Origin of the sequence: Paracoccus sp. S1E-3, from assembly GCF_013868135.1 — a bacterium.
In the GTDB taxonomy this organism is placed as follows: Bacteria; Pseudomonadota; Alphaproteobacteria; order Rhodobacterales; family Rhodobacteraceae; genus Paracoccus.
Map to the genome: position 1 here is coordinate 341082 of NZ_JACEMU010000004.1, position 17474 is coordinate 358555.

General features: G+C 65.6%; 15 protein-coding genes. 11 read left to right on the forward strand and 4 right to left on the reverse strand.

The annotated features are described in order from the left end of the window. The first annotated feature begins 2 nt into the window (after positions 1 to 2). Both modB and modC read left to right on the forward strand, forming a co-directional pair. Positions 3 to 698 carry a molybdate ABC transporter permease subunit gene (modB, locus tag H1S04_RS01670; RefSeq protein WP_181743831.1) on the forward strand — a complete coding sequence of 232 codons (696 nt, stop codon included), beginning with the start codon at positions 3 to 5 and terminating at the stop codon, positions 696 to 698. After that, on the forward strand, positions 695 to 1783 hold the full coding sequence (modC, locus tag H1S04_RS01675) for a molybdenum ABC transporter ATP-binding protein (RefSeq protein ID WP_181743832.1): 1089 nt from the start codon (positions 695 to 697) through the stop codon (positions 1781 to 1783). Before modB ends, modC begins: the two co-directional genes overlap by 4 nt. Before the next feature lie 111 nt (positions 1784 to 1894). Here the strand turns inward: modC and ychF are convergent, their stop codons facing one another. After that, positions 1895 to 2992, reverse strand: coding sequence for a redox-regulated ATPase YchF (gene ychF, locus H1S04_RS01680; protein ID WP_181743833.1), 1098 nt, complete (start codon positions 2990 to 2992; stop codon positions 1895 to 1897). 130 nt (positions 2993 to 3122) lie between these two features. On the opposite strand from ychF, the gene H1S04_RS01685 reads away from it, so the two are divergent. Both H1S04_RS01685 and H1S04_RS01690 read left to right on the forward strand, forming a co-directional pair. After that, complete coding sequence (locus tag H1S04_RS01685) at positions 3123 to 3770, forward strand: HAD family phosphatase (protein WP_181743834.1); 648 nt, start codon at positions 3123 to 3125, stop codon at positions 3768 to 3770. 251 nt (positions 3771 to 4021) lie between these two features. After that, positions 4022 to 4597, forward strand: coding sequence for a mechanosensitive ion channel family protein (locus tag H1S04_RS01690; RefSeq protein WP_220185069.1), 576 nt, complete (start codon positions 4022 to 4024; stop codon positions 4595 to 4597). A gap of 1 nt (position 4598) precedes the next feature. Here H1S04_RS01690 and H1S04_RS01695 read toward each other — a convergent pair whose 3' ends face one another. Then, positions 4599 to 6866, reverse strand: a complete 2268-nt coding sequence (locus H1S04_RS01695) for an FdhF/YdeP family oxidoreductase (RefSeq protein ID WP_181743835.1) — start codon at positions 6864 to 6866, stop codon at positions 4599 to 4601. 218 nt (positions 6867 to 7084) lie between these two features. Here H1S04_RS01695 and H1S04_RS01700 point away from each other — a divergent pair, with 218 nt between their 5' ends. From H1S04_RS01700 to H1S04_RS01710, 3 genes are all read left to right on the forward strand, one after another. Then, positions 7085 to 9889, forward strand: coding sequence for an ATP-dependent Clp protease ATP-binding subunit (locus H1S04_RS01700; RefSeq protein ID WP_181743836.1), 2805 nt, complete (start codon positions 7085 to 7087; stop codon positions 9887 to 9889). Positions 9890 to 10044: 155 nt separating this feature from the next. Beyond that, a complete protein-coding gene (locus H1S04_RS01705; RefSeq protein ID WP_181743837.1) occupies positions 10045 to 11097 on the forward strand; it encodes a Dyp-type peroxidase in 1053 nt (350 codons plus the stop codon). A 1-nt stretch (position 11098) separates the two neighbouring features. Then, entirely contained in the window at positions 11099 to 11896 is a 798-nt protein-coding gene (locus tag H1S04_RS01710) for a family 1 encapsulin nanocompartment shell protein (RefSeq protein WP_181743838.1), read from the forward strand. An 18-nt stretch (positions 11897 to 11914) separates the two neighbouring features. Here H1S04_RS01710 and cls read toward each other — a convergent pair whose 3' ends face one another. Both cls and H1S04_RS01720 read right to left on the reverse strand, forming a co-directional pair. Beyond that, positions 11915 to 13336 carry a cardiolipin synthase gene (gene cls, locus H1S04_RS01715; RefSeq protein WP_181743839.1) on the reverse strand — a complete coding sequence of 474 codons (1422 nt, stop codon included), beginning with the start codon at positions 13334 to 13336 and terminating at the stop codon, positions 11915 to 11917. Between the two features lie 185 nt (positions 13337 to 13521). Next, positions 13522 to 13848, reverse strand: a complete 327-nt coding sequence (locus tag H1S04_RS01720) for a hypothetical protein (RefSeq protein WP_220185070.1) — start codon at positions 13846 to 13848, stop codon at positions 13522 to 13524. Between H1S04_RS01720 and H1S04_RS01725 the strand changes: the two genes are divergently transcribed. Genes H1S04_RS01725 through H1S04_RS01740 form a run of 4 tightly spaced genes read left to right on the forward strand, consistent with a single transcriptional unit; the run spans position 13837 to position 17322 of the window. Then, on the forward strand, positions 13837 to 14868 hold the full coding sequence (locus tag H1S04_RS01725) for a sulfate ABC transporter substrate-binding protein (RefSeq protein ID WP_181743841.1): 1032 nt from the start codon (positions 13837 to 13839) through the stop codon (positions 14866 to 14868). The two genes, H1S04_RS01720 and H1S04_RS01725, sit on opposite strands and share 12 nt — an antisense overlap. A 5-nt stretch (positions 14869 to 14873) precedes the next feature. Then, positions 14874 to 15707 (forward strand): sulfate ABC transporter permease subunit CysT, encoded by an 834-nt coding sequence (gene cysT / locus H1S04_RS01730; protein WP_181743842.1) that lies wholly within the window; start codon positions 14874 to 14876, stop codon positions 15705 to 15707. Then, complete coding sequence (gene cysW / locus H1S04_RS01735; RefSeq protein ID WP_181743843.1) at positions 15700 to 16593, forward strand: sulfate ABC transporter permease subunit CysW; 894 nt, start codon at positions 15700 to 15702, stop codon at positions 16591 to 16593. The genes cysT and cysW overlap by 8 nt, the downstream gene beginning before the upstream one ends. Positions 16594 to 16602: 9 nt before the next feature. Next, entirely contained in the window at positions 16603 to 17322 is a 720-nt protein-coding gene (locus H1S04_RS01740; RefSeq protein ID WP_181743844.1) for a sulfate/molybdate ABC transporter ATP-binding protein, read from the forward strand. The last annotated feature ends 152 nt before the right edge of the window (positions 17323 to 17474 follow it).

Here is a 17474-nt window from a genome sequence, read left to right on the forward strand (position 1 = left end):
GGATGGACTGGCTGATACCCGAGGAATGGCAGGCCGTCGCGCTGTCGCTGAAGGTCTCGTTCTGGGCGGTGCTGGCCAGTCTGCCTTTGGGCATTCTGTGCGCCTATGCGCTGGCGCGCTGGCGCTTTCCGGGGCGACAGGTGCTGAACGGGCTGGTCCATCTGCCGCTGATCCTGCCGCCGGTGGTCACCGGCTATCTGCTATTGCTGGGTTTCGGACGCCGGGGCCTGATCGGTGCGCCGCTGGCGGAATGGTTCGGGATTGTCTTCGCCTTTCGCTGGACCGGCGCGGCGCTTGCCGCCGCCGTCATGGCCTTTCCGCTGATGGTCCGCACCATCCGCCTGTCCATCGAGGCGGTGGACCCGAAACTGGAACAGGCGGCCTCGACGCTGGGGGCGCGACCCGCCAGCGTCTTCGCCACCGTCACCCTGCCGCTGATCCTGCCCGGCATCATCGCCGGCAGCATCATCGCCTTCGCCAAGGCCATGGGCGAATTCGGCGCGACCATCACCTTCGTGTCGAACATTCCCGGCCAGACCCAGACCCTGCCCACCGCCATCTACAGCCAGCTGCAGATCCCCGGCGGCGAGGCGCAGGCGGCGCGGCTCGTCGCCATCTCGCTGGCGGTGGCGCTCGGCGCCTTGCTGGCATCGGAATGGGCGGGCCGGGCCGTCGCGCGCAGGATTTCGGGCGCATGAGCCTGTCTGTCCAGATGCGCCACCGCTTTCAGGGATTTGCGCTGGATGTCGATTTCGAGGCCGGTCCCGGCGTGACGGCGCTGTTCGGCCGGTCCGGCGCCGGAAAGACCACCGTGGTAAACGCGGTGGCCGGGCTGTTGCGCCCCGATCAGGGCCGGATCGCGCTGGCGGGCCGGGCGCTGCTGGATACCCGGCGCGGCATCGACCTGCCCCCGCCCGCGCGCCGGATCGGCTATGTCTTTCAGGATGCGCGTCTGTTCCCGCATCTGAGCGTGCGCGGCAATCTGGACTACGGCCGTCGCTTCGCCCCGCGCGAGGCACGCCCGGACAAGGCCGGCGTCACCGAGATCATCGACCTGCTGGGCATCGGCGCGCTTCTGGATCGGCGTCCCGGCGCCTTGTCGGGCGGCGAGAGGCAGCGCGTGGCGCTTGGCCGGGCGATCCTGTCCGGGCCGCGCCTGCTGCTGATGGACGAACCCCTCGCAGCCTTGGACGAGGCGCGAAAGGCCGAGATCCTGCCCTATCTGGAACGCTTGCGCGACGGGCTGGGGCTGCCGATCCTTTATGTCAGCCACGCCCTGCCGGAAATCACCCGGCTGGCGAATACCGTGGTGCTGCTGGAGCACGGCCGGGTGACCGCCGCCGGGCCAGCGGCGCAGGTGCTGTCCGATCCGGCCAGCGGCCCGGCACTGGGCCGCGAGACCGGCGCGCTGCTGGAAGCGGTGGTGGCCGCGCAGGAAAGCGACGGGCTGGCGCGGCTGGATACGCCCGCCGGGCCGATCTGGGTGGCGCGGCCTGATCTGGCGACCGGCGCCAGGGTGCGGCTCAGGATCGTGGCGCAGGACGTGATGCTGGCGACCGAGGTGCCACGCCATATCTCGGCGCTGAATGTGCTGACAGGCATCATCGACAGCATGGACACCGAAGCCGATGGCAGCGTGCTGGTGCGGCTGCGGCTGGGGGCCGAGGCGGCGATCCTGTCGCGGATCACCGGGCGGTCGCGGGCCGCGCTGCAACTGGAGGTGGGCATGCCTGTCCAGGCGGTGCTGAAATCCGTCTCGATCGTCGAGGTGGCGCCCGGCTGAGCACCAAAGCCCCCCGCACCACATGGGCGCGGGGGAATTGCAGTCGGCGCCTGCAACGCCGTGGCCTGTCGGCTGGTCGCCCGCGGCCCTGCGGGCGCGGGGCAACGCAGATCAGGTGTTGAACAGGAAGTGCAGGACGTCCCCGTCCTTGACCTCATAGGTCTTGCCTTCGATGCGGAACTTGCCGGCCTCGCGTGCGCCCGCCTCGCCCTTGCCGGCGATATAGTCGTCATAAGCGATGGTTTCGGAGCGGATGAAGCCGCGCTCGAAATCGCCATGGATCACGCCAGCCGCCTGCGGGGCCAGCGTGCCCTTGCGGATGGTCCAGGCGCGGGCCTCTTTCGGGCCGACGGTGAAATAGGTCTGCAGGCCCAGCAGATCGTAGCCGGCGCGGATCAGCCGGTCCAGCCCGGCCTCGTCCAGCCCCATCTCGGACAGGAACATCTCCTGTTCTTCGGCCGGAAGCTGGCTGATTTCTTCTTCGATCCGGGCCGAGATCACCACATGGCCCGCGCCCTGCGCATCGGCCATCGCGGCCACGGCGTCGGAATAGGCATTGCCGGTCGCGGCTTCGTTCTCGGCCACGTTGCAGACGAACAGCACCGGTTTCGCGGTCAGCAGCTGCAGCATGTTCCAAGCCTTTCGGTCATCCTCCGCCACCTGAACCGTGCGCGCGGGCCTGCCGTTTTCCAGCGCCACCTGCGCGGCTTTCAGCAGGCGTTCCTGCTCGACCGCGTCCTTGTCGCCACCCTTCAGCTTGCGCGACAGGTTGGCCAGCCGCTTTTCGACCGATTCCAGATCGGCGATCATCAGCTCGGTCTCGATCGTTTCGGCATCAGCGATCGGATCGACGCGGCCTTCGACATGGGTCACGTCGCCATCCTCAAAGCAGCGCAACACATGGGCGATGGCGTCGACCTCGCGGATATTGGCGAGAAACTGGTTGCCGAGACCCTCGCCCTTCGACGCCCCCTTCACCAGACCGGCGATGTCCACGAAAGTGATCCGGGTCGGGATGATCTGCTTCGATCCGGCGATCTCGGCCAGCCGGTCGAGGCGCGGATCGGGGACGGCCACGTCGCCGACATTCGGCTCGATGGTGCAGAACGGAAAATTGGCCGCCTGCGCGGCGGCGGTGCGCGTCAGCGCGTTGAACAGGGTGGACTTGCCGACATTCGGCAGCCCGACGATCCCCATGCGAAAGCCCATGTCGAAATCCCGTGCGATTGGTTTGCGGGGTCTTTACGCGGCCCGTGCGGCTTCGTCCAGTTCCCCGGCCTTTTCCCTGCCGCTCAAATGGGGTTTAACCGCACAGATTCCTAGCGAAGCGGACAAGATGATGAGACGCGCGATCCTGTGGGACATGGACGGCACGCTGATCGACAGCGAGCCCGCCCATGCCGCGGCCTTCGACGAGGCCGTGGTCGAGATGGGCCTGTCCTTCCCGCCCAATTTTCACGACCAGCTTCTGGGTCGCTCCTCGGCCGAGGTGCACAAGGCGGTCGCCGAACAGGCCCCTGACCTGACCTATGAAGACTGGATGGCGCGGAAATGGGCGCATTTCGTGGGCCACGCGCGGCAAGTGCACCGCCGCGACAGCGTGGCGAACATCGCCGTGACGAAGGCGGCCGAGGGGCTGCCGATGGCGGTGGTGTCGAACTCGACCGCAGACGAGGTCGCTTTGGCGATGGAGGTGACGGGCCTTGACCGGATCATTCCGGTCACGGTCAGCCGCGCCGATGTGAAGGAAGGCAAGCCCAGCCCGGAAGGTTATCTGCTGGCCGCCAGGCGTCTTAGCGTGCCCCCTGCCGATTGTCTGGTGGTCGAGGACAGCCTCGTTGGTGCGCAAGCCGGGCTGAATGCGGGGATGCGGGTGCTCTATCATCCGCAGCTGCCGGCCGCCGATCCCGCCGCCCTGCCCGCTGGCCTGCGCTATCTGTCCCCCGACGCCGATCCGGCCCCGGTGATCGAAGAAATGCTGGCCTGACCGGCGCCCGTGAACCTCGGGGATGAGCGCGCTTCCACGGGGCATCGCCGGTCTCTGCCCGATCGAGAGGGTCGCGGTGCCCTGCGGACCGATCTTCACCGACTGGCCTCGCGACCGGGTGCCCGCCTCGGCGCATGGGCAAGACGCACGGGACATGACGCCACACGGAAGGAACCCTCGTTGCCGCCGCTCTGGCATCCGGGCATAACGGCGCCGAACCCTGACCACAGCCGCCGGGACGAGTCGCACCCATGAAAGACTTCGAAAAGCTGATCGAAATCCTCGACCCCAACACTCTGCTGGGCGCGCTGATGATCGCGGCGCTGCTGTTCGCCGCGGGGCTGATCCTGTCATGGAGCATCAAGCGCCTGACCATCGAAGCGCTGCGCCATGACCGGCGCGACATGATCGACCAGATTTCGCTGAATTTCCTCAGCCGGCTGATCGGGCTGTTCGTCTGGGTGGTGCTGCTGACCTTTTACGCTCACCTGATCCCGGCGCTCGACCGGCTGGCAAGCGCAATGCTGGCGGGGGTCGGCCTTGCCTCGGTCATCATCGGTTTCGCCGCCCAGCAGACGCTGGGCAACCTTGTCGCCGGGATCAGCCTGGTGCTGTATCGCCCCTTCCGGCAGGGCGACCGGCTGCAGGTCGCAGCCCCTGCCCCCAGCGAATATGATACCGGCACCGTCGAGAACATCTCGCTGGGCTTCACCACCCTGCGCAGCGATGAGGGCCACGAAATCATCATCGCCAACGGCACCATGGCCCAGCAGACGATGATCAAGCTGCTGCCGGAGGCGGCGAAACCCGCCGCCCCGAAAGCATAATTCAGGCGGCGACGATCCTGACCGGGATCGACTTGGCCGCCGGAGTGCCGCTGAGCGGGTCAAAATAATACAGCGGCAGCAAGGGGTTCAGCTCGGGATAATAGCCCGCGACCGCGCCCCGCGGCAGCGAATAGCGCACCACCGAAAGCCCCTCGACCCGGCGGGTCACGCCATCGGTGCTGAGGGTTTCCAGGTCGATATTCGCCCCCTCGGTCAGGCCGCGTTCGTCCATGTCGTCCCCGTTCATGAACAGCACCATGCGGTCGCCGTAAACGCCGCGGTAGCGGTCGTTATCGCTGTAGATGGTGGTGTTGAACTGGTCATGCGAACGGATCGTGGCCAGCCGCAGCATCGTCGGATCGGCCACCGGGTCATTGGCATGCAGCCCCGGCAGGACGAGGAAATTCGCCCGGCCGTTGGGGGTGTTCCAGATCCGCCGGCGCGGCGGTATATCCAGATGAAAGCCGGTGGGGACGGCGATGCGACGATTGAAGTCGCTGTAGATCTCGGGATAGACCTCGGCGATCTTGTCGCGGATCAGGCTGTAATCCTGCGCGTATTCCGCCCATTTCACCGGGCTGTCGGGCACGGCGGCCATGGCGATGCGGCAGACGATCTCGACCTCGCCGAGCAGATCGGGGCTGGCGGGCGGCAGCACGCCGCGCGAGGCGGTGACATTGGCCATCGCGTCCTCGATGGTGACGAACTGTTCGCCCTTGGTGGTCGCCAGCACTTCCGAGCGCGCGATCACCGGCAGGATCAGCGCATCAAGGCCGTGGATCACATGGCCCCGGTTCAGCTTGGTGGCGATGCCCACCGTCAGCCCGACCGATTGCATCGCCCGATAGGCACGCTCGGTATCGGGCACGGCGCGCACGAAATTGCCGCCGAGTCCGATGAAGACGCGGACGGTGCCCGCCTCCATCGCCGCCACGGTTTCGACGGTGTTGTGGCCGGGGGCGCGCGCCGGCTCGAACCCGAAGGCGTCGCGGACGCGGTCCAGATACAGCGCGGTCGGTTTTTCGTTGATCCCCACCGTGCGGTCACCCTGCACGTTGGAATGGCCGCGCACGGGCACGATCCCCGCGCCGGGCTTGCCGTAATTCCCCCGCAGCAGCAGCAGGTTCGAGATCTGCTGAACCAGTTCCGTCCCGCGCTGATGCTGGGTGATGCCCATGCCGTAGGCGATCATCGTCGCGTTGGATCTGGCATAGATGTCGGCGCATTCGCGGATCTTGGCCTCGGACAGGCCGCAGGCAGCGACCAGCTCGGGCCAGTCATGGGCCATCACGTCGGCGCGCAGCGCCTCGATCCCGGCGGTGTTGTCGCGGATGAAATCGTGATCCAGCACCGCCTCGCCCGCGGCATCGCGTTCGAACAGAACCCGCATCATGCCCTTCAGGAAGGCCAGATCGCCGCCGATACGGATCTGCAGGAAGTCGCTGGCGATGTCGGTATGGCCGAAGCGGGCCATCTGGATCACGTCCTGCGGTTCGGTGAATTCGATCAGCGCGCGTTCGGGCATCGGGTTCACGGCGATGATCGGCACGCCGCGTTTACGGGCCTCGACCAGATTGGTCATCATCCGGGGCGAGTTGGTGCCGGGGTTCTGGCCGAGGATGAAGATCGCCTCGGCATGCTCCCAGTCCTCCATCACGCAGGTGCCCTTGCCGATGCCGATGGCGGGGGGCAGCCCCTCGCTGGTCGGAGCGTGGCACATGTTGGAACAGTCGGGGAAATTGTTGGTCCCGTAGGCCCGCCCGAGGATCGCCCACAGGAACGCCGCCTCGTTCGGGGTCCGCCCCGAGGTGTAGAACCCCGCCAGGTTCGGATCGTCGAGGGCACGCAGATGCCGGCCGATCAGGTCAAAGGCGTCGTCCCAGCTGATCGGGACATAATGATCGGTGGCCGCGTCATAGCGCATCGGCTCGGTCAGGCGGCCCTGCATCTCCAGCCAGTGATCGGATTGCCGGGCCATTTCGGTGACGGTGTGGCGGGCAAAGAAGTCGCGGTCGGCGCGCAGCTTGGTGGCTTCGAAGGCGAGGGCCTTGGCGCCGTTCTCGCAGAATTCCAGCCGCTTGGTACAGGCGGCATCGGGATAGGCGCAGCTGGGACATTTGAAACCGCCGGGCTGGTTCATCGCCAACAGCGCCCGCGACCCCTTGGTCAGCACGCTCTGCTGCATCAGCACTTTGGCGGTCGCCGCCGCCGCCCCCCAGCCACCGGCGGGGTGGGTATAGGGTTTGATCCGGGGGATCCTGTCGGCCATGAGGGCATGCTCCTTTTACGCGAAGTCAATCTATACTCTCCGTCCCGAACCGCCAACCGCCGAAAGTCGGGTTGAACCGCGCCGCAGTTCAGTTTCTTATCGATGACGTGGGGTCGCGAATCGGCGTCCGATGCAACAATCCGCCGCGAATGATCGGAATCTGTTCCGAAACTTTCCGGCCGGTTGCCCGCGTGGTAGTTTTCGAACCGGAGAAAATCATGGCACAAGAAATTTGCGAAATCTGCGGCATCCGTCCCGCCACGATGCGCGTCGCCGTCATGCAGGACGGTCAACGCGAAGAATTGAACATCTGCGAATATGATTACGCCCGGCTGACGCGCCAGCAGCAGCGGCGGACTTCGCCCATGGAATCGCTGTTCGGCGGCGACCCCTTTGGCAGCGATATCTTCGGCGACTTCATGGGCCGCGCGCGCGACGCCATGGGCGACAGCGGAATTCGCAGCCGCCGCCAGGCTGCGCCCGATTCCTCGCTGGGTGAGCGGCAATATGTCGACACCTTCAGCGAGCAGGCCAAGGCCATGCTGCAGAAGGCGGCCGAACGGACCACCAAGGCCGGCCGGCGCGAGATCGACACCGAACAGCTTTTGTATGTGCTGCCGGACAGCGACGCGGTTCAGGCCATTCTGAAGCAGTTCAAGGTGAACCCGGCCGATCTGCGCGCCGAAATCGACCGCCGCGCCACCGATGAGCCGGGCGGCAAGGTCAGCGAGGATGACGAAATCGGTGTCTCGCCCCGCGTCAAAAGCGCGCTGAACCGGGCTTTCACCGCCGCCAAGGAGTTGGGCCACAGCTATGTCGGGCCGGAACACCTGCTGATCGGTCTGGCGGAAGTGCCCGACAGCTATGCCGGCACGCTGCTGAAGAAATACGGGCTGACCCCGCAGGCGCTGCGCCAGCAGACGGTGAAGGTGGTCGGCAAGGGGGCCGAGGATGGCCGGATCGAAGCCCCCACCACCACCCCCGAACTGGACAAGTTCAGCCGCGACCTGACCCAGATGGCGCGCGACGGCAAGCTCGACCCGGTGATCGGGCGCGCGCAGGAAATCGAAACCACGATCGAGATCCTGGCCCGGCGCAAGAAGAACAACCCGGTGCTGATCGGCGAGCCGGGCGTCGGCAAGACCGCCATCATTGAGGGTCTGGCGCAGCGGATCGTGAATGGCGAAGTTCCCGAGGTGCTGCGCGACAAGCGCCTGATCGAGCTGAACATCAACTCTCTGGTGGCCGGATCCAAGTATCGCGGCGAGTTCGAGGAACGCGTCAAGAAGCTGATGGAGGAAATCACCGCCGCCGAGGATCTGGTGCTGTTCATCGACGAGGTGCACACCATCGTCGGTGCCGGTCAGGGGGGCGGCGAAGGCGGTCTCGACGTGGCCAACACCTTCAAGCCGGCGATGGCGCGGGGCGAGCTGAACCTGATCGGCGCCACCACCCTGTCGGAATATCAGAAATATATCGAGAAGGACGCCGCCCTCGAACGCCGCTTCCAGCCGGTGATGGTGCCCGAACCGACGGTTGACCAGACCATCAACATCCTGCGCGGCTTGCGCGACAGCATGGAGGCGCACCACAAGGTCGTCATCCTCGACGAGGCGCTGGTGGCCGCGGCCGAGCTTTCGGACCGCTATATCACCGGCCGCTTCCTGCCCGACAAGGCCATCGACCTGATCGACCAGGCGGCGGCGCGGGTGCATCTGTCCACGACGTCACGCCCGGCCGATATTCAGGAATCCGAGGCCGAGATCGCCGGGCTGAAGCGCGAGCAGGCCTATGCGACCTCGCGCAAGAATTTCGACAAGGCCAAGGAATACGAAACCCAGATCGCCGAACGCGAGAAAGGTCTGGAAGAAAAGACCGATGCCTGGCGCGCCAAGGTCGGATCGTCGAGCGCGGATGTGAAAGTGGGCGACATCGCCGATATCGTATCCAAGCTGACGGGCATCCCGGTCAACGACCTGACACAGGAAGAAAAGAACAAGTTGCTGCAGATGGAGGCCCTGCTGCACCAGCGCGTCATCGGCCAGGATCAGGCCATCGACGCGGTGTCGGACGCGGTGCGGCTGTCGCGTTCGGGGCTGAAGCAGGGCAACCGGCCGATCGCCTCTTTCCTGTTCCTCGGCCCGACCGGGGTGGGCAAGACGGAACTCGCCAAGGCGCTGGCGGAATCCATCTTCGGCGATGAGGATGCGGTGATCCGCATCGACATGTCCGAATATATGGAACGCCACGCCGTCGCCCGGCTGATCGGCGCGCCTCCGGGCTATGTCGGCTATGACGAGGGCGGCCAGCTGACCGAGCGTGTTCGCCGCCGCCCCTATGCGGTGATCCTGCTGGACGAGATCGAGAAGGCCCACCCTGATGTCTATAACGTGCTGCTGCAGGTGCTGGACGATGGGCGCCTGACCGATGGCAAGGGCCGGGTGATCGACTTCAAGAACACCATCGTGATCGCCACCAGCAACCTCGGCTCCAAATACATCATGGACAATGCCAAGGCAGATGGCGGCAAGGTCACACCCAAGGTCCGCGACGAAGTGATGGAGGTCCTGCGCGGTCATTTCCGCCCCGAATTCCTGAACCGCATCGACGAGATCATCATCTTCGACAGTCTGGCGAAGAACGAGATCGGCAATATTGTCAGGCTGCAGCTGGACGGTGTGAAGCGCATCGCGCTCGGTCAGGACATCACGCTGAATTTCGACACCAGCATGGTCGACCATCTGGGCGAGGAAGGCTTCCAGCCGGAATTCGGCGCCCGCGAGTTGCGCCGTCTGATCCGGCGCGAGATCGAGGCGCCATTGGCCAAGGAAATGCTGGCCGGCAAGATCAAGGAAGGCGACACCGTCACCGTCAAATGGTCGGAGGCCGATGGCGCCGCTTTCGACGTCACGCCTGCAGCCCCGAAACCCAACGGGGCGGCGAAGGACGCCAAGAAGAAAGCCGCCGGCACTGATGAGAAAGCCGCGACTGACGGTGGCAGGGACGCGGCGCCGCCGGCCTGATCGCATCCAGCTCGGGGACGCGCGACATCCGTTGGGGTGCCGCGCGTCCTCTGATATCGCGGCTGATATCCCAGCTCCTTCGCAAAAGGGATTGCGAATGCGGGTGCAGGCCGCAAGACTTGAGCCAGGTGATTGATGACCGCAGAGGAGCGCCTATGACCCCCGTCCAGATCCAGTCCGTCGAAAACCCGCTGACCCGCGCGGCGATCTTCATCGTGGTGACGGTCAAGCCTGACGCCGCTTCGCTGGAAACCGTGCGCGGGCTTTTCGGCAATATGGGATCGCTGCTGCGAGGGGTCGGCTTTCGCAACCCCGATGACAGCCTGACCTGCGTGACCGGCATCGGCTCGGACCTGTGGGACCGGTTGGGCCAGCCGCAGCGCCCGGCCGGGCTGCATCCCTTCCGCGCCATTCACGGGGTTCATGACGCGCCCTCCACCCCCGGCGATATCCTGTTCCATATCCGCGCGCAGGGGCGTGATTTCTGCTTCGAACTGGCCACCCAGATCATGCGTCAACTGGGCGATGCGGTTGAAGTGCAGGACGAAACGCAGGGCTTCAAGTTCTTCGACAACCGCGACCTGCTGGGCTTCGTCGACGGCACCGAAAACCCGCAGGGGATCGCGCTCGGCGCATCAGTGCTGATCGGCGACGAAGATCCCGCCTTCCGGGGCGGCAGCTATGTCATCACCCAGAAATACATCCACGACCTGACCAAATGGGACGCCCTGACGGTCGAGGATCAGGAACGGGTGATCGGCCGCCACAAGCTTTCGGACATCGAATATCCCGATTCCGAAAAGGCGCCCTATGCTCATAACGTGCTGACCAGCATCAACGACGCCGAGGGCAACCAGCTTCAGATCCTGCGCGACAACATGCCCTTCGGTCGGCCGGCGGCGGCGGAATTCGGCACCTATTTCATCGGCTATGCCTGCGAGCCGGCCCGGACCGAGCGGATGCTCGACAATATGTTCATCGGCGATCCGCCCGGCAATTACGACCGCATCCTCGATGTCAGCACGCCCGTCACCGGCAGTCTGTTCTTCGTCCCCTCGATGACCCTGCTGGAGGCGCTGGCGGATCCGCCCGAACCCGCCCCCGCCGGGACCGCAGATGATACGGCAGACGATCATGCGCAGGCGGATGACACGGCCGCGCCCGCCGACGGGTCGCTGCGGATCGGATCCCTGAAACAGGAGACATGAGATGAACAACCTCTATCGCGACCTTGCCCCGATCAGTTCGGGCGCCTGGGACCAGATCGAAGACGAGGCCAAGCGCACGCTGCGCCGCTATCTCGGCGCGCGGCGCGTGGTCGATGTTCACGGTCCCGCCGGCCCCGAACTCAGCGCCGTGGGCACGGGGCATCAGCACAAGATCGACCCGATTGCGGACGGCGTGCAGTCCGAACTGCGCGAGGTCAATCCGCTGGTGGAGTTGCGCGTGCCCTTCACGCTGTCGCGCCGGGCCATCGACGATGTGGCGCGCGGGTCGAACGATTCGAACTGGCAGCCGCTGAAGGACGCCGCCCGTCAGATCGCGCTCGCTGAGGACCGGCTGGTCTTTCACGGCTATCCGGCCGCCGGCATCGACGGCATCCTGCCCGAGACCAGCAACCCCGTCCTGGACCTGCCCGCCGATGTCGCCGACTATCCCGAGGCCGTCGCCCGCGCGGTCAGCGAATTGCGGCTGGCCGGGGTGAACGGGCCTTATGCGCTGGTGCTGGGCACCGCTGCCTTCACCGCGGCCACCGGGGGCGCCGAGGACGGCTATCCGGTCGCGCGCCATCTGGCCAAGCTGGTCGATTCCGATGTGGTGTGGAGCGAGGCGCTGGAAGGCGGCGCCGTGGTGACGACGCGCGGCGGTGATTTCGACCTGTATCTCGGGCAGGACATTTCGATCGGCTACCTGTCCCATGACGCCGAGAACGTTAATCTCTATCTGCAGGAAACCGTTACCTTCCAGATGCAGACCACCGAGGCGGTGGTCGTGCTGAAATCCTGACTGCCCGCTGGCCCGGTGTCACAGCACCGGGCCCAGGATCGCCAGCGCGTTGTTCCAGATCCGCAGTGTGACCGGCCATGCGGTCACCTCGGCCAGCAGGATCTGGCGGCTGTCGGCCAGATAGCTTTTCTGGCGTGCGCAGATCAGCGCGGTGGTCGCCTTGTCGTTCAGCAGAATGTTGTTTTCATAGTTCAGATCGAAGCTGCGCCGGTCCATATTGGCCGACCCGATCAGTGCGATCCGGCCGTCGACGGTCATCGACTTGGTGTGCAGCAGACCGGGCCTGTATTCCCAGATCTTCACCCCCGCCTCCAGCAGATCCTCGTAATAGCTGCGGCTGGCGCCGCCAACGGCGAAATCGTCGTTGCGCGCCGGGAAGATGATGGTGGTGTCGACGCCGCGATTGGCCGCCGCGCAGAGCGCATCCTGGATCGAGCTGTTGGGCACGTAATAAGGCGTGGTGACGAACAGATGGCGCCGGGCGATATAGATGAGGTTCTCGAACACCTCGGGCATTGCGGAATAGCGCGCGGTCGGCCCGGTGCCGATGACCTGTGCGGCAAAGCCGGGCTTGCTGGGCAGCAGAGGCTGGCGCAACACCTCGGTCAGGTCCTCGCTGGTGCTCTCCATCCAGTCGGTCGCGAAAAGATGCTGGTTCTGACGCACGACCGGGCCTTCGAAGCGCATCAGGATATCCACCCAGGGGCCGAACTTCGCCTTGGGCAGGAAGGCCGGATCGGCGCAGTTCTGACTGCCGCAATAGGTGACCGCGTTGTCGATCACCACGATCTTGCGGTGGTTGCGCAGATCGATCCGGCCATCGATGGCGTCCCAATGCGGGCGCAGGGCGATGCCTGTCTTGACGCCCGCCGCCGTCATACCTGCCCAGGCGGGGCTGAGCGTCAGGGCGCGTGAACCGATGGCGTCCACCAGCGTCCGGCAGGTGACCCCGCGCGCGGCGGCGCGCTTCACCGCCTCGATCACCTTGGTGCCGTTATGGTCGATGAGCCAGATATAGAACAGCAGATGGACATGGTCCGTCGCGGCGTCGATATCGGCGACCATCCGGTCGATGCCGCTGTCGGAATCCGCCATCAGCTCGGCATGATTGCCGCCGACCGCCGGATAAAGGCTGATCGATTCGCCGACCTTGAACAGCGGCCGATACATCGGCGTGACCTTGGCCTGATTTTCAGGGGCATCCCAGCCCGGCAGCGTCTGCGGCAGGGGCAGGTGCTTGTAGATGCGGGTCAGACGCTCGATCCGGTTGCGCCCGATGCTGGTGCTGCCCAGCAGCAGATAGGCGAGCGCACCGGCAAAGGGCAGCACCAGCACCACCACCAGCCATGCCAACCGCGAGACCGGCTCTCGGTGGCGGCGCAGCAGGATGTGGAAGCCGCAAACGGCCACGGTCAGGCAATAGAAGAAAAGCGTCGTCATCCGGCCCCCCGGTGTCCGGCGCGCTGTGGCGCCTGCTCCTCCAACTCTGCCCCGAGGGCGGCCAGCGTGCAATTCCCCCGCGCCGAATCACGGCGGTGTCGGTCTGCCGCGGTAGGTCCCGCGCCTCGGTACAAAGATTTGCGCGCGGGCCAGAACGCTGGGCGGTTTGCCTAAAATCAAGGCAATTAGGGGGAGAGGATTCGCGCCGAAAACCTTGATCGCACGAGCAGGGTCTGCCCATTTTCGCGGCACGAAAAAACACGATCTTCAGGGTCGGGTTTTTTCGCTTGCCATACACGATAATCTTGGTCGTAATTATGAGGTAGGGCCCACACTGGCGCCCGCACCACAAAGAGGAACAGGCAGATGACTGAAGTCAGGGCTTCCAGAACCATCATCCCGGCCACCGGCGCCCCCATGTGCCGCCCGCAGATGCGCGGCTGAACCGTCCACCCGAACGCTTCCAACATTTGCAGATTGCTCACAGGGAACTGATCCACATGAAATCGCATCCGACCCATACCATCGCCTATCCGTCTGCCTGGCTGCGCGCCGGTATCTCGACGCTGGCACTGGCGCTGGCGCTGAGCGTCCTGCCCGCCACCTCGCGCGCGCAGGAGCTGCTGAATGTCAGCTATGACCCCACGCGCGAGCTTTACCGCGACGTGAACGAGGCTTTTGCCAAGAAATGGCAGGCCGACGGCCACCCGGCGCCCGCGATCGAAACCAGCCATGGCGGATCGGGCGCTCAGGCCCGCGCGGTGATCGACGGGCTGAACGCGCAGGTGGTGACGCTGGCACTGGCCTCGGACATCGACAAGATCGCCGCGACCGGCAAGCTGCCGGCCGACTGGCAGTCGAAGCTGCCGCACAATTCCAGCCCCTATACCTCGACCATCGTTTTCCTGGTCCGCAAGGACAATCCCAAGGGGATCAAGGACTGGGGCGATCTGATCAAGGACGGGGTCGAGGTGATCACGCCGAACCCCAAGACCTCGGGCGGGGCGCGCTGGAACTATCTGGCCGCCTGGGCGTGGGCCGAGAAGAACGGTCAGGACCCGAAAGCTTTCGTGGCCGAGCTGTTCAAGCATGTCCCCGTTCTGGATACCGGCGCGCGCGGAGCGACCACGACCTTTGCGCAGCGCGGCATCGGCGATGTCCTGCTGGCCTGGGAAAACGAGGCCTATCTGGCCCTGAACGAGCTTGGCCCCGACCAGTTCGAGATCGTCGTGCCCTCGGTCTCGATCCTGGCCGAACCGCCGGTCGCCGTGGTTGAGGCCAATATCGCCGATGACGCGCAGCGCGCCCTCGCCGACGCCTATCTGGACTTCCTCTACAGCCCCGAGGGGCAGGCGCTTGCCTATAAGCATTATTACCGTGCCTGGGATACCAGCGCCGCCGCGCCCGAGGACGTGGCCCGCTTTCCGAAGCTGGAACTGGTCAACATCAGCGACTTCGGTGGCTGGGCCAAGGCGCAGCCGGAACATTTCGGCGATGGCGGCGTCTTCGAACAGATCTATACGGCGAAGTGACGCCCATGGGTGTTCTCGTCCGCAAAACCCCGATGCCCGGCCTCGCCCTGTCGGCCGGCATCACCCTGACGATGCTGTCCATCGTCGTGCTGCTGCCGATCGGCGCCCTTCTGTTGAAGGGCGCCAGCTTCGGCCCCGGCAATGTCTGGGACGTCATCAACCGCGAACGAGTCTGGGCGGCGCTGTTCCTGTCCTTCCGGCTGTCCTTCTTCGCGGCGCTGTTCAATCTGGTCTTCGGGGTGGTGCTGGCCTGGGTGCTGGTCCGCTATGACTTTCCCGGCCGGCGTCTGGTCGACGCCGCCGTAGACCTGCCTTTCGCGCTGCCCACCGCGGTCGCCGGTATCGCGCTGACCACGCTATACGCCCCCAATGGCGCCTTCGGGCAACTCGCGGCGCAGATCGGCTGGAAGATCGCCTACAGTCAATGGGGCATCCTGCTGGCGCTGATCTTCGTGGGCCTGCCCTTCGTCACCCGCACCGTCCAGCCGGTGATCGAGGAGATCGAACGTGAGGTCGAGGAAGCCTCGGCGACGCTCGGCGCCTCGCGGCTCTATACGCTGCGCCATGTGATCCTGCCGATGCTGACGCCCGCCGCGCTGACCGGCTTTGCGCTGGCACTGGCGCGGGCGGTCGGCGAATACGGATCCGTCATCTTCATCGCCGGAAACATCCCCCTGAAAACCGAAATCGCGCCCCTGCTGATCGTCATCCAGCTGGAGGAGTTCAACTATGACGCCGCCGCCTCGATCGGCATCGCCATGCTGCTGATCTCATTCGCGATGCTGCTGGCCATCAACATCATTCAGATCGTTTCGCGCAGGAAAATGGGCCATGTCTGACACCAGCCTCCTCTCGCCGGGCGCGCAATCCGGCCGCCCGCGCAAATTCCGCGCCGCCACGGCCGAAAGCACGACTGCGCGGCTGGCGCTGATCGGCGTCGCGCTTGCCGGGGTCGCCATCCTGATCCTCGCGCCGCTGGCCACCGTCTTCGCCGGGGCGCTTGCCGAAGGCTGGGGCGCAGCACTCGCCAGCCTGACCAAGCCCGACGCCCGCAGCGCCGTCCAGCTGACGCTGATCATCACCGCCATTGCCCTGCCGCTGAACGCGGTCTTCGGGATCGCCGCAGCCTGGCTGATCACCAAGTTCGATTTTCGCGGCAAGGCCTTCCTGATTACCCTGATCGACCTGCCGTTTTCGGTCAGCCCGGTTGTGGCGGGCCTGTGCATCGTCCTGCTGTTCGGGGCCAATTCGCTGATCGGCGGCTGGCTGGTGGCACATGGATTCCCCATCGTCTTCGCCATCCCCGGCATCGTGCTGGCCACCGTCTTCGTCACCTTCCCCTTCGTCGCACGCGAACTGATCCCGGTTATGATCGAACAGGGCCGCGCCGAGGAGGAGGCCGCGCTGACGCTCGGCGCGTCGGGCTGGCGGACCTTCTGGACCGTTACGCTGCCCAACATCCGCTGGGCGCTGCTGTATGGCACCCTGCTGTGCACCGCCCGCGCCATGGGCGAATTCGGCGCCGTGGCGGTGGTCTCGGGCAAGATCCGCGGCAAGACCGCCACCATGCCGATCACCATCGAGATGCTGTATAACGAATATCTCTCGGTCGCCGCCTTTTCGATGGCCGCGACGCTCACCGCGCTGGCGCTGATCACCCTGACCCTGAAAACCGCGCTGGAGCTGCGTCACGCCGACCAGCTGGCCGCCATCCGCCGCCATTGAGGATCCCCCATGCATATCGAAATCGACGAAATCGCCAAGGAATTCGGCACCGCCATCGCGCTGAAGCCGGTGTCGCTGTCGGTGCCCTCGGGCGCGCTGGTGGCGCTGCTGGGGCCGTCAGGGTCCGGCAAGACGACGCTTCTGCGCATCCTCGGCGGGTTGGAGTTTCCGACCTCGGGCCGGGTGCTGTTCGACGGACAGGACGCCACCGGGCTGAGCGTGCAGGAACGCCGCGCAGGCTTTGTGTTTCAAAGCTATGCCCTGTTCCGCCACATGACGGTATTCGACAACATCGCCTATGGGCTGAGGGCGCGCCCCCGCGCCAAACGCCCCGAAAAGGCAGAGATCGCACGGCGGGTAACGAAGCTGCTGGATCTGATCCAGCTGCCTGATCTCGGCGGGCGCTATCCCAGCCAGCTGTCGGGCGGCCAGCGTCAGCGCGTGGCGCTTGCCCGCGCGCTGGCGATCGAGCCGCGGATGCTGCTGCTGGACGAACCCTTCGGCGCGCTCGACGCCAAGGTCCGCAAGGAGCTGCGGCAGGGCCTGCGCGACATCCATGACGAAACCGGGCTGACCACCATCTTCGTGACCCACGATCAGGACGAGGCGATGGAGCTGGCCGATTTCGTGGCGATCATGTCCATGGGCCGGATCGAACAGGTCGGCCGCCCCCAGGACATCCGCGCCCGTCCGGCCACCCAGTTCGTGCGCGATTTCATCGCCGCCTGACGACAGCCCCGATATGGCGGCGCCGCCGCCATATCGTTCCACGATATCTGTCGGTGCGCCCGGCGATAAGGACAGAGTTCCCCAACGCTGCCGCGGATCAAAACGACATCCCCGTTCCCCTGTATCCGAGATGGACCCTCCCGGCGACCCAC

Bases quoted from the DNA above. Each gene is read 5' to 3' on its own strand.
- modB (WP_181743831.1), top strand. From the start codon at position 3: ATGGACTGGCTGATACCCGAGGAATGGCAGGCCGTCGCGCTGTCGCTG.
- modC (WP_181743832.1), top strand. From the start codon at position 695: ATGAGCCTGTCTGTCCAGATGCGCCACCGCTTTCAGGGATTTGCGCTG.
- ychF (WP_181743833.1), bottom strand. From the start codon at position 2,992: ATGGGCTTTCGCATGGGGATCGTCGGGCTGCCGAATGTCGGCAAGTCC.
- H1S04_RS01685 (WP_181743834.1), top strand. From the start codon at position 3,123: ATGAGACGCGCGATCCTGTGGGACATGGACGGCACGCTGATCGACAGC.
- H1S04_RS01690 (WP_220185069.1), top strand. From the start codon at position 4,022: ATGAAAGACTTCGAAAAGCTGATCGAAATCCTCGACCCCAACACTCTG.
- H1S04_RS01695 (WP_181743835.1), bottom strand. From the start codon at position 6,866: ATGGCCGACAGGATCCCCCGGATCAAACCCTATACCCACCCCGCCGGT.
- H1S04_RS01700 (WP_181743836.1), top strand. From the start codon at position 7,085: ATGGCACAAGAAATTTGCGAAATCTGCGGCATCCGTCCCGCCACGATG.
- H1S04_RS01705 (WP_181743837.1), top strand. From the start codon at position 10,045: ATGACCCCCGTCCAGATCCAGTCCGTCGAAAACCCGCTGACCCGCGCG.
- H1S04_RS01710 (WP_181743838.1), top strand. From the start codon at position 11,099: ATGAACAACCTCTATCGCGACCTTGCCCCGATCAGTTCGGGCGCCTGG.
- cls (WP_181743839.1), bottom strand. From the start codon at position 13,336: ATGACGACGCTTTTCTTCTATTGCCTGACCGTGGCCGTTTGCGGCTTC.
- H1S04_RS01725 (WP_181743841.1), top strand. From the start codon at position 13,837: ATGAAATCGCATCCGACCCATACCATCGCCTATCCGTCTGCCTGGCTG.
- H1S04_RS01720 (WP_220185070.1), bottom strand. From the start codon at position 13,848: ATGCGATTTCATGTGGATCAGTTCCCTGTGAGCAATCTGCAAATGTTG.
- cysT (WP_181743842.1), top strand. From the start codon at position 14,874: ATGGGTGTTCTCGTCCGCAAAACCCCGATGCCCGGCCTCGCCCTGTCG.
- cysW (WP_181743843.1), top strand. From the start codon at position 15,700: ATGTCTGACACCAGCCTCCTCTCGCCGGGCGCGCAATCCGGCCGCCCG.
- H1S04_RS01740 (WP_181743844.1), top strand. From the start codon at position 16,603: ATGCATATCGAAATCGACGAAATCGCCAAGGAATTCGGCACCGCCATC.